This is a genomic window from Mycolicibacterium chlorophenolicum, from assembly GCF_001044235.1.
In the GTDB taxonomy this organism is placed as follows: domain Bacteria; phylum Actinomycetota; class Actinomycetes; order Mycobacteriales; family Mycobacteriaceae; genus Mycobacterium; species Mycobacterium chlorophenolicum.
The window spans coordinates 1-9,921 of record NZ_JYNL01000022.1 but is presented as its reverse complement, the minus strand read 5'-3'; the positions used below and the strand labels follow the sequence as shown (position 1 = coordinate 9,921).

At 61.8% G+C, this 9,921-nt stretch carries 13 protein-coding genes and 1 pseudogene; 7 read left to right on the top strand and 7 right to left on the bottom strand.

Features of this window, described 5'->3' with window-relative positions; translation table 11 throughout:
* Nucleotides 1-140: 140 nt before the first annotated feature.
* On the bottom strand, nucleotides 141-965 hold the full coding sequence (locus MCHLDSM_RS12145) for an adenylate/guanylate cyclase domain-containing protein (protein ID WP_048470315.1): 825 nt from the start codon (nucleotides 963-965) through the stop codon (nucleotides 141-143).
* Between the two features lie 996 nt (nucleotides 966-1,961).
* Here MCHLDSM_RS12145 and MCHLDSM_RS37725 point away from each other — a divergent pair.
* Entirely contained in the window at nucleotides 1,962-2,309 is a 348-nt protein-coding gene (locus tag MCHLDSM_RS37725) for a hypothetical protein (protein ID WP_131722631.1), read from the top strand.
* Here the strand turns inward: MCHLDSM_RS37725 and MCHLDSM_RS12140 are convergent.
* Both MCHLDSM_RS12140 and MCHLDSM_RS12135 read right to left on the bottom strand, forming a co-directional pair.
* On the bottom strand, nucleotides 2,306-2,533 hold the full coding sequence (locus tag MCHLDSM_RS12140) for a tautomerase family protein (protein WP_048470317.1): 228 nt from the start codon (nucleotides 2,531-2,533) through the stop codon (nucleotides 2,306-2,308). The genes MCHLDSM_RS37725 and MCHLDSM_RS12140 overlap by 4 nt on opposite strands.
* A gap of 16 nt (nucleotides 2,534-2,549) precedes the next feature.
* Nucleotides 2,550-3,152: a carboxymuconolactone decarboxylase family protein gene (locus MCHLDSM_RS12135; protein WP_048470314.1), complete on the bottom strand. Its 603-nt coding sequence runs from the start codon at nucleotides 3,150-3,152 to the stop codon at nucleotides 2,550-2,552.
* Between the two features lie 96 nt (nucleotides 3,153-3,248).
* On the opposite strand from MCHLDSM_RS12135, the gene MCHLDSM_RS12130 reads away from it, so the two are divergent.
* Nucleotides 3,249-3,527, top strand: a complete 279-nt coding sequence (locus MCHLDSM_RS12130; RefSeq protein WP_109788806.1) for a winged helix-turn-helix transcriptional regulator — start codon at nucleotides 3,249-3,251, stop codon at nucleotides 3,525-3,527.
* Nucleotides 3,528-3,607: 80 nt separating this feature from the next.
* Here MCHLDSM_RS12130 and MCHLDSM_RS12125 read toward each other — a convergent pair.
* Nucleotides 3,608-3,978: pseudogene (locus tag MCHLDSM_RS12125) on the bottom strand (isocitrate lyase ICL2); the annotation flags it as partial.
* A gap of 207 nt (nucleotides 3,979-4,185) precedes the next feature.
* On the opposite strand from MCHLDSM_RS12125, the gene MCHLDSM_RS39260 reads away from it, so the two are divergent.
* The 5 genes from MCHLDSM_RS39260 to MCHLDSM_RS40380 all read left to right on the top strand — a co-directional run bounded on the left by MCHLDSM_RS39260 (nucleotide 4,186) and on the right by MCHLDSM_RS40380 (nucleotide 6,137).
* Nucleotides 4,186-4,695, top strand: a complete 510-nt coding sequence (locus tag MCHLDSM_RS39260) for a recombinase family protein (RefSeq protein WP_234713963.1) — start codon at nucleotides 4,186-4,188, stop codon at nucleotides 4,693-4,695.
* 11 nt (nucleotides 4,696-4,706) lie between these two features.
* Nucleotides 4,707-4,829 (top strand): hypothetical protein, encoded by a 123-nt coding sequence (locus tag MCHLDSM_RS39255; protein WP_234713962.1) that lies wholly within the window; start codon nucleotides 4,707-4,709, stop codon nucleotides 4,827-4,829.
* A 65-nt stretch (nucleotides 4,830-4,894) separates the two neighbouring features.
* Entirely contained in the window at nucleotides 4,895-5,335 is a 441-nt protein-coding gene (locus tag MCHLDSM_RS12115) for an SHOCT domain-containing protein (protein ID WP_201780375.1), read from the top strand.
* A gap of 323 nt (nucleotides 5,336-5,658) precedes the next feature.
* Nucleotides 5,659-6,066 carry an Lsr2 dimerization domain-containing protein gene (locus MCHLDSM_RS40210; protein ID WP_158023722.1) on the top strand — a complete coding sequence of 136 codons (408 nt, stop codon included), beginning with the start codon at nucleotides 5,659-5,661 and terminating at the stop codon, nucleotides 6,064-6,066.
* Nucleotides 6,063-6,137: an Lsr2 family DNA-binding protein gene (locus MCHLDSM_RS40380; protein ID WP_082168846.1), complete on the top strand. Its 75-nt coding sequence runs from the start codon at nucleotides 6,063-6,065 to the stop codon at nucleotides 6,135-6,137. Before MCHLDSM_RS40210 ends, MCHLDSM_RS40380 begins: the two co-directional genes overlap by 4 nt.
* A gap of 1,141 nt (nucleotides 6,138-7,278) precedes the next feature.
* Here the strand turns inward: MCHLDSM_RS40380 and MCHLDSM_RS40205 are convergent.
* The 3 genes from MCHLDSM_RS40205 to MCHLDSM_RS12105 form a co-directional block, all read right to left on the bottom strand.
* Nucleotides 7,279-7,680, bottom strand: a complete 402-nt coding sequence (locus MCHLDSM_RS40205) for a tyrosine-type recombinase/integrase (RefSeq protein WP_322788677.1) — start codon at nucleotides 7,678-7,680, stop codon at nucleotides 7,279-7,281.
* A gap of 41 nt (nucleotides 7,681-7,721) precedes the next feature.
* Nucleotides 7,722-8,327, bottom strand: a complete 606-nt coding sequence (locus tag MCHLDSM_RS40200; RefSeq protein ID WP_327083153.1) for a site-specific integrase — start codon at nucleotides 8,325-8,327, stop codon at nucleotides 7,722-7,724.
* A gap of 155 nt (nucleotides 8,328-8,482) precedes the next feature.
* Nucleotides 8,483-8,818, bottom strand: coding sequence for a DNA ligase-like domain-containing protein (locus tag MCHLDSM_RS12105; RefSeq protein WP_060937738.1), 336 nt, complete (start codon nucleotides 8,816-8,818; stop codon nucleotides 8,483-8,485).
* Nucleotides 8,819-9,921: the final 1,103 nt, after the last annotated feature.

Sequence of the window (9,921 nt, the reverse complement as noted above, 5' to 3'; positions counted from 1 at the left end):
AGCTGGACAGACCAGCGGATTCACGCTGCCCACCCACCGCAGCACAGCAAAATCAGTCTGACCGGACCTCAACAGGGTCGATCCACGGATTGAGGCTAAACCGGCGGCAGTCCCGATAGTATTGACATAGTCATCGACACTCACTCCGGCAGCCGGTGTGCTGACGTGATGGTGATCCGGCGCGCTGTGACGGGTTCAGCCTTGCCCTTTAAGTCGAGCATGACGACCTCGCCACCGTCCACGGACGCGATGCGCGCTACGGCCTCGGACATGACGATCTCTCCGCCCATCGCAGCGCCTTGCAGCCTCGACGCGGTGTTCACGACGTCGCCAATCGCGGTGAAGTCGCGGATCTCGCCTTCGCCGACGATCCCGACGTACGCCGGGCCGACGTCAAGACCGATGCCCACCTCCAGCTCCGGACCCCCGGGGGTGCCGTAGCCCTGTGCTCGCAGTATCGCCTGAGCGTCGTTCACCATTGCATCGACATAGCGCCCGTCGGACGTGAGTGGCGCAAAGTAGAGGCCCATGACGGCATCGCCGATGAGTTTGTCGACGATGCCGTGCTGGACGATCACCTGCGTCAGTTTCGAGTAGAAGCGATTGAGGGCCGCGACCACTTCGCTGGGTGGCAAGGTTTCCGCCAGCGCGGTTGAGTCGCGGACGTCGGCGAAGAGAACGCCGATTGGCAGCGTCACGCCACCTGTGGGCGCCTTCTCGAAACAGGCCTGACACCAGCGCGGGTTCTTTCGCGACGGACTTTTGCCCGCGCGCCGCATCAGCCAGCCGCCGAATCCCTTGTACGGGCTGCCACAGGCCTCACACCGCGGGGCAGACGGGAGCCTGGAGAGCACCCGTATCCCGCGACGCACCGCGGCGTGCCCGAAGTAATCGAAGAAGCGCGCCCATTCCTCCGCGTCGGCCTGCGCATCTTCGGGGCGGGGCGGCGTGCGCTTATGCGGCATCCCTCAATTTTCGCACCGCCTGCCATGCTGCTGCCCATTTCGAAGGAGTCGGGGCGGAAGAACTGCGAGGCGCTATCGTGATCGTCGAAGGGCCGCCGGATCACGTCGACGCGCTGGCATGCCTGGCCCTCGATATGGTCGGCGTAGTGGCGGATCTGAAGGTTTGCACGACCGGGCGGTGCTGTTTCGGATCGGTTCGGCGGCCCGGGCCGGTGGTGGCGGGCGCGGTCGCGCCTCACCCGGCGTTACCCCGACAAGCGGGGCGATTCGTAGGCGTGCCTACGCCGTACCCGTAGCCGCACCGGCAACGGTCACTTTCATTATGTTACGGGCGATTTGGCCAGTTTCGGCTAACCGTTTCGCCCGGTCGTCGAAGCGCCGTATAGGGACTCGCTATCCATGGTGTCGCTGCGCACGCGGCGGTGTCCCGTCGCGATCGACCTAGCCCGCGGCTAAGCGATCCGCCCTGGCGGCCCGGGCGCACCAAATCACCAACCCGAAGATCGCCGACACGCACCTGAAACCCCGTCAAGCGGGCGCTGAAGACGACGGTCGATGCTCGTCAAGGGGTGGCCGTGGGACTCAGGTCATCTCCGGGCATGTCGAATAGGCGTCCCCAGCTTGGCTAACAACGACAAGGCGCATGTCACCCCGGCGTCGCCCCGGCGTCCAGGGGCGATTTGGGTAGCCGTACCGAAGGCGTACCGCGACCGTACCGATAACACTAAATACGTTGTTCTGCAGTCGATTTGACGCCCCGGGAAGAAGTGTTTTCGCCTAGTCGTCACGGCCCTGTCTCAGGACTCATTATCCGTTGGTCGCGGGTTCGAGCCCCGCCCGCCCCACTCTTGTCGTGTATTGCTCGACTGATGCTTGACATTTCGGTTCCTGGTCATGGCTGACAGTGTTTCGGCTGATCCTTCACAGCGGTTTCGGTTGATCCTTGACACTTTCCCTGGGCGAGGGAGTCTGACCTGTTCCCGGGGTTCTCGGGCGGTGACCACTTCACTCGAGGACTTCATCGACGGCCGCAACGTGGACTGGCTCGAACAGGTCACCGACGCCGATACGGCAACTGAACTAATAGCCGCCTGCGGTCGGCTCGCACCGCCGCCCGGTGCAAGTCCGTTCATCAACGGGCATGTGCATTGCGGATGCGTCCGGCGAGAACAGTACCGCCGCAAGCGGGGCAATGCCGCCGCGCTTGCCCGCTTGCCTTCTGCGCTGCACGGGGCAAGCGGCGATCCCGTCGAAGTCAGATCTGGACATGAGGCCCGGTTCGCAGACGAGCGCGGCCCGACGAAACCGTTGATGGCTGGTTCGTCGGGCCGCGAGAATCGCTAGGCGACCGGTTGACCGGCTGCCAGGGCCTTGACGTCTGCTGTGTGCAGTGGCGTGCCGCCGATGCCCCAGTCGCCGCTGGCGACCTCCTCGACCACTACCCATGTCACCGGCCGCATGTTCTCGCCTTCAATCTGCACCATGGTGTCGGTGAGCCTTCTGATCATCTCCTGCTTCTCCGCCGCCGAGAACACACCCTCGATGACCTTCACGTTGACCAACGGCATGGTCATCTCCTTTCTTTCAGTCGACCGACAGGTTTGTCGGCCGTAGTTCATTGAATCGCCGGAATGTACTGAAGCGCGGTGTATTCGGCTCGAGTGGCAGCCGCAGCGCATTGGCGAGGTAGCTCACGGTGCGGTAATAGCCCGCGAGCATGAGCAACTCGATGATCGCTTCATCGGAGTAGTGCGTCGTCAGGGCGAACCACAGTGCGTCGTCGACCGTGCAGGTCTTGTGCAGGCTGTCGCAGAGCGCGATGAGCACGCTCTCCTCGTCACTCCAGTCACCGGACGCGCCGTCGCCGACGAGCGAGGCGATCTGGTGCACCGTCAGCTCGGCTTTCGCGGCATACACGCACGTGTGGACACCCCACTCGTATTCGGCTCCGCACTGAGCGGTCACCCGATTGATCACGATCTCCCGCTGCCGAAGGGTCAGGTGCCCGCGGTCGAGCAGTCCGGCGTTGAAAAGCTTGAAGAAGAGTCGGCGATCGCGGGCCAACGTGGTGAAGAGCACCAGCGGCTCGTTGCCGGCCATGATGTGGTCGACGGCGTCCTGGATATCGGGCGGCAGCGGAGCGGCCAACGGCGCCACCCGAGCGCTATGGGTTTTATAGCGTGTCATGGTTGCGACTTTACCCACGCATGCTACAAAATGTAAAGCATGGTTTCGCGGACATTTGGACGGCCTGCGCGAGGGTCGTCGACAGGGCGGCCGATCATGGTCGTGCTCGATGTGCTCGGACGGCGGGGTGCGCTGCGCATCCTGTGGGAACTGCGCGACGGCAGCCCGCTGACGTTTCGAGCCCTCCAAGACGCGTGTGAAAGCAATCCCGGGTCGCTGAACACGCGCCTCAAGGACCTCCGCGAACTGGGAGTCGTCGATCACGACGACGGCGGTTATCGACTCAACCGGGGCGGCCGAGAACTGCTGCAGACCCTGCACAGTTTGCAAGCCTGGTCCGACCGATGGGTAGGTTCGCGCAGCGGGAAAACCTAGTGCTGTTCTGGCGCGGGCTGATCGCGCGGCATCCGTTCCCGAGCATCCGCCCCGAGCACGCGCGCAGCGCGGGCGACGAGTTCACCCTCGCCCACGATCGCCAGCTCCAGCAGTTCGCTGCCGGCGCGCAAGGGCCGTAGTGCGACGCTGAGCCGCTGACCGATGCGGTGGTGCTCGCCCCAGATCGCCAGCCATTCCTCGAGCAGCTTCTTGGGCACCTCGGTCGGCACCAGGTGCTGGTGCTGCGTCGCCCCCTTGCCCATCGCGTTGGTCGTGGCGGTGCGATCCGACGACGCCAGCAACGCCGCGTCCTTGCGCCGACCGCCGACTCGGGTTTGCGCTGTGCGATAGGGGGATTCGACCAGCTGCACCAGGCCAGCGCTAGCATGCCGTCCTGGCGCGGCGCGGTCGCGAACTCCTCGGAGGCGACGCCGTCGACCTGGTGGCGGCCTAGGTCGCCGCGGAATCACACGCCATGGCTGAACCGATACGTCTAAAGCCTTCGCTCGCAATAAGATTCGTGCATACGGTCCCCGGCAGCTGTTCGCAGCGTCCTCTACAGGCAAACGGTCGTTTGCTATACACTTCACCAGTGACAGTGCGCCAGCGTCCTACCCGAAAGGCGCCACCCGGCACCGTAGTTGCCTACATCGTCCGGGTGTCCACTGACGAACAGGTGAGCAGTGGCGCTGGCCTCGATGCTCAGCGTGCGGCAATCGCGGCGGAAGTTGAGCGGCGGGGATGGACTGTCGTTGCCTGGCACTCCGACGAGGGAATCAGCGGGGGCAAAGGGGTGGAGCACCGTCCCGGCCTTGCCGCGGCCATCGACGCCGTGCAATCGGGTCAAGCCGCCGCGCTGCTCGCGGCTAAGCTTGACCGGATTTCTCACTCGGTGCTCGACACTGCATCGATGATGGAACAGGCCCGGCGGGGGTGCTGGGAATTGATTACGTGTGACCTCGCCATTGACACCAGCACGCCTGCGGGTGAGGCGACAGCTTCGATGATGGCGGTATTCAGTCAACTGGAACGCCGCCTGATCGCTCAGCGCACACGTGAGGCGCTCGCGGCCGGAGGGCTCAAGGGGTACGTCTTGGCCGCCCCTCTCGGCTTCCCCGAGAAGTTGTCGAGCAGATCGTTAACGCACGAGCCGGTGGCTATTCATTGAGAGCAATCGCTATGCGGCTCAATGCCAGCGGGGTGCCGACTGCCCAGGGAGGTGCGAGTTGGCACGCCTCCACGGTCAGAGCCGTTCTGGGAAGCCAAGATGCTGCCTTAGTTGCCTCGAACACAGCCGTCTAGATGACCCGTTACTCGCATGGTCTCGGCGCTTAGAGCTAATCTTCAGAAGTCGGAAGGGGAGGAACTTGACTGCACCGCCTGTGAAGCACGCGCTTGGCTTCGGTAGTGGCAAGATCATCGAGTATCCGGATGGCACAGCGGCATATGTAAAGACGATGGAGCTGACACACGCGTTTCGGGTGCACATCTCGGATGTAACCGGATTCTCGGTCACAAAAAACGGCAAGCTCCTCGAGCGGCGTCTCCATATCCTCGGCAACGGCTCGACGCTGGCTTTCGTGGACGTGAACCATGGCACTTCAGAACTAATCGAAAACTGGTTTCGGAGTCACCGCCTTTTTCATGGGAACGTTGCACGGTCGACGCCGACGCCAAGCGGGCCGCCGTCTCGCCCTGCAGAGTCGCCCATGATCGCCGACGAACTGCGTAAGCTCGCCGATCTTCACAGGGATGGCATCCTGTCGGATGATGAGTTCAACTCCCAGAAGGCGAAGCTCCTCTCGTAGTTTGTACGACGGTGCTCTATGGTCCTCCTTCGACACTCCGATCACGCCTCGACTTCGAGTGACAAACGCCCAGTTGACGAAGCGATCCGATCAACGTGAGGCGATCGTTGATCGCACTATGGCGACTGAGGCGGTGCGGCCTGAGACATTGAAACCTTGCTGAAATGATCTCATCCCGTCAAGCCCGCGAGGCCGCTGATGTTGAGACACGCATTCCTAATCGAAGTTCGCGTTGTTGCGACTTGTGCCAAATAGCGCGGAGCGTCGGACACCGTCGCTGTTGATAGGGTGGCACACCAGGGGGGAGCGCGAAGGGAATGAAAGTGGCAGAGCGCGTCATCCGGCAATTGGTGGACGACATCGATGGAACCGACATCTCCGACGGTGGCCAGACAGTGGAGTTCTCATTCCGCGGCATCGATTACCGCCTCGACTTGTCGGAAGAGAACCTCTCAAAGTTTGAACGCGCGATACGTCCCTTCGTTGATGCGGCAGAGAAGGCCTTGAACCCTGACAACAGCTCAGCTGCGCGGGCTTCACGGGCCGGTGCCGCTCAAGCGGGGCCAAAGAGGGCTTCTGACGCTGGAGGCCGGCCCCGGCGGTCTTCGACCAAGACACCATCGACCAGTAAGCGTTCTCGCAAGCCCCGCCAGACGAAGAAGTCAACGCCTACGTCAAAGGAGAAGCTGGCGCAGGTGCGCGTTGGGCTAATGAGAATGGACACCAAGTGAGCGCTCGGGGACGAATTCCACGGGCAGTTGTCGAAGCCTTCGAGGCTGCGCACGTCCCGAACGGCGACTGACAAAGGGCGGCCCAAAGCACCAGCGCATCATTTTCTTAAAGCGGCAAGCCGCGTGCTTGAGTACAGGGACACACGCGGCTCAAAGGGTAGCTATGCCACTAGTGGCGTCCCGTCCTCCGTCGGTGTGGTCGCCTCGGCGTCCGCTTCCCGCGATATGACTGCGCTAAGTTACTAACGCGACAACCAGTCATGCCAGCTTCGATCTGTGACCGGATGTCAACGACCTCTTCAAGATCGCATCCAATGTGGACCGTCGGTCCGCTAGCAGCGTTCTTCCCGAGGTTCGCCATGCCTCCGGAGCTTCCCTGAACTCCACGGATCGCCGCTGGTCAGCAGCAAAAGTTAGTTGATCGTCCGGTGCCTTTCGAGTGGTGCCCAGAATTTGCCCACATTTAATCGACGCGCTTGACCTCTCGTGCCTCGTCTTTGTGTAGGCGTCTTTCAAGCATCGGAAGCGGTAGCACTCCTCGGATTGGGGTGAAGTGATCTTCGGCAGTCCGGCCGAAGACGTCAGCGTCGAGCGCGGGGACCCGGTTCGGCTGGATTTTGAGGTCAGAAGTCCTCTGGCCGACAGTCAGATTTCAGGCGACTCCATCGTGAAGATTCGAGATCAGATGATGGAGATTGACGTGTCCGAGCCGATTGCCCGGCATCCTCTGCCCAATGTCGCGCACGTGTTGTCCTGGGCGACGCTTGACCAACAAATTAGTTACAAGCTGAGATGCGAAGCACGACGAACGGCTTCACGTGCTGAACTTCCAGGGGCCAGGCACATGGCAGTACGTTAACTATGGACACACGCGGAGCGCAGCCAGCCGGATCGCTGAGCACATCCGCGCGGCGGAGGTGCACGGCTGGGCACTGCTGGATGGGTGATTACCACCCGGCGTGGAACACGCGCAGAGACTGGAAAAAGTCGTGCCGAATGTTACGAGCTTCTATCACTGCGGTGTCCACTATCGAGAACGATTCCATAATATGGACTTCCAACTGGGACTAAAGATCGCGCGGGTGGCACTTGAAATAGCGAATACCGTCAGAGATTTAGAGATCCGGCGTAACTTACGTTCCACGGACAAGCGCCGGCAAAGACTGGCCGACCCGATAGCACGGCGCCGGCCTGACGGGAGGACGGTCCTCGTTACGAAGCGACTCGGATGGCTCCAGGCGCGTAAGCGATGTCGAGACTTGATGCAAGCGAGTCGAGATCGGAGTCGAACAGCTCAGCGTATACATCCAGCGTTACCTTCGCGCTTGTGTGTCCCAGCATCCGCTGGAGGGCAAGCACATTAGCGCCTGCGGACACGGCCAACGCGGCACACGAGTGTCGGAGATCGTGGATGGCCATCGGCTCGAGTGACGCCCGACGCAGCGCGCCTGCGAACCACCCGTCGCTTGAATGTGGGCGTCGCAGGTAACCCCCGGAGCGCGAAGGAAATACCAACTCACTGGGTGACTTACCTTCACATGTGCGACTCAGCTCATTCAGCACGAAGCAGGGAACCGGAACTGCTCTTGGCCTGCGCCCCTTAGTCGGCCCCACGTAGTGACTTCCATCGAACTCAACGGCGTTGGCAGAAATTGTCAGCCGGCGACGCAGGAATTCACGTCGCCCACTCGGAGAGCAATAGCCTCACTCCACCGCAACCCGCAAAACGCCAGTATTAGTACGAGGGTTCGATAACCGGCTGCTTGGTCTGCCAAGCGGTGCACCTCGGCCGCGGTCAAGTAAGTGTGGCGGCGTGACCCCCGCCGTGGCAAGTTCTCGACATCGCGTGCAGGGTTAGCAGTCAGCCGGCGCGCTTTGACAGCGTCGCCCAGTATGCCCGCTAGCACGGAATGAGCCCTCCGGACCGTCGTCGTTCCGGACCCATTGCCCACCAGATCCGCGATCCACGCCTCCACTTCATGAGTCGTCACATCAGCAATCCGACGCGTTCCCCAGGAGGGCGCAACCTTTGTGCGCCAGGACGATTCGAGTGTGCGGTAGTGAGAAGGTGCGGCCGACCGGTGCTTCTTTTGCAACCAGGTATCGGCGAGTTCGCTTACGGTCATTTGTCCTGCCGATGAGGGCACGAAGGCACCGGCGGCCTTATCGACCTCAATCTTTGCCGCGAAGAGCAGAGCATCGCGTTTAGTGGTGAAACCCCGCTTATCGGTTTGGCGTCGGTCCGGAGTGCGGTAGCGCACCCTCCATCGCCGTCCGCCTTTCGTTGTGTACCAATTCACTGTTGCCACTGTTGCCCCTTAGTTGATTCGACTCACTGAGGAAACACGCGGTACCGCCGTATTGTTTCGGCCTTGGCGACGGATGTCTTGGGGCAACCTTCACAGTGTGCCTCCGCCTATATCCGGCAGGATCGAAGCAGCTGCGCGGCGGGGCGGCGGTTCTGTGGCAAGCGCCGCTGAAGTCGGCTGAAGCAAGGAATCCCTTCGGGCGGGGCAACTATGTCGCCGTCAAGATTCACTGGCTGGTGCCGGGCGGCGCTGGTAGCGCCGCGCCAACCGCGGGCAGTCCGGGTGATGTTTGCGCCATTGCGGCTGAGGAGGGTGACCGCTTCGCCGTCGAAAATGGCGACGCCCCGCTGCCTGTAGTACTTCACTTCGATCGCGAAGTCGGCGTAGTTCCTGGGCGGCTTACCCGCGGTGACCAACATCGGCCGAATGTTGACCACGTTCATCAGAGCCTCCGAGTCTAGGCTCGAGGTCCAACGCGAACCGCTGGTCGAGTTTGCGGTCGTCAGTGCCATGCTGTCGCCAGAAGCAGAAGAGTGGAGGCCTGAGGACCTTAAGCGTGGTCCTAAATCTTGTTGGCTGATCGCTAAGCCATGGTGGGGTCTGGGGAGCTACCGTCATCACACCTGAAGGTAATTAGTTGATCTGGCGCTCACTTCTTATTGGTTACGCAATGGGCGCCATTGCACTCAGTGGAGCGGTCACGGCAAATGCTCAGCCCCAGCTGCCGTTCAAGAATGGCAACCAGGCTCGGGCTGCGGGATAGCCAGGATGTTCCGTCGAACTCGCCGCACTTCGCGCCTTCGCTGGATCGCGACGGCGATGGAACCGTTGGCGAGAGCAAACTGTCTGGCCTCGCCCGCCAAGTGGGCGACGCCTATACGTTTCTGTCGAATGTTGAACGTGAATGGCACCATCCCGCCGAGCGGCCATCGTGGCCGGCACCGTGTTCGCTATGGGGGCAGCGAGCATTGGGCATCGCCCAGGCCGGCTGGTCGAGTTAATCGACCTTTTCATCCGGCATGATCAGAACATGGCTCGCTAGGGGTGCAGCAGGCGGCGGTCAACTACGGGTACGCGATCTGCGGTACCTACCGCAAGACCCTGAGCAATGACCGCGTGCTGCTGAATGTGATGAGGAACAGCACGCACGACAACGTACGGTCGGCTCGGTGATGTATCTGTGCCCCGACATGGAGTACCTGCTCCGTCGTCGCAACCCCCAGGTCTATTGCTCTGCTGGCACCTCAACAAACTGGGGTCGGAAGTTCTTCTGGACAATTGGTCTCGGCGAAGAACGCGGGGACAAAGTGATCAATGAGCGAGCTCGACCAAAAAGCCGAACTTGCGGTTCGGGCTGCCGAGAGGCGACGACGACTATGGCCGCGTATTCAACTTGGGCAAGTGTTTGGGAGGCATCCACGGATGGCTGTGTCAACCCGATCTGGGACCACGATGACGGCCTGACTGGGACCCACCTGGCACCGGCTAATCACGCCCTTGGTCTCGGTGGTCACTGCCGAGTGGCGAGGGCTATAGGTATCTGCAG

Bases quoted from the DNA above. Each gene is read 5' to 3' on its own strand.
- MCHLDSM_RS12145 (WP_048470315.1), bottom strand. From the start codon at position 965: ATGCCGCATAAGCGCACGCCGCCCCGCCCCGAAGATGCGCAGGCCGAC.
- MCHLDSM_RS12140 (WP_048470317.1), bottom strand. From the start codon at position 2,533: ATGCCGTTGGTCAACGTGAAGGTCATCGAGGGTGTGTTCTCGGCGGCG.
- MCHLDSM_RS12135 (WP_048470314.1), bottom strand. From the start codon at position 3,152: ATGACACGCTATAAAACCCATAGCGCTCGGGTGGCGCCGTTGGCCGCT.
- MCHLDSM_RS12130 (WP_109788806.1), top strand. From the start codon at position 3,249: ATGGTCGTGCTCGATGTGCTCGGACGGCGGGGTGCGCTGCGCATCCTG.
- MCHLDSM_RS39255 (WP_234713962.1), top strand. From the start codon at position 4,707: ATGCGGCTCAATGCCAGCGGGGTGCCGACTGCCCAGGGAGGTGCGAGT.
- MCHLDSM_RS12105 (WP_060937738.1), bottom strand. From the start codon at position 8,818: ATGAACGTGGTCAACATTCGGCCGATGTTGGTCACCGCGGGTAAGCCG.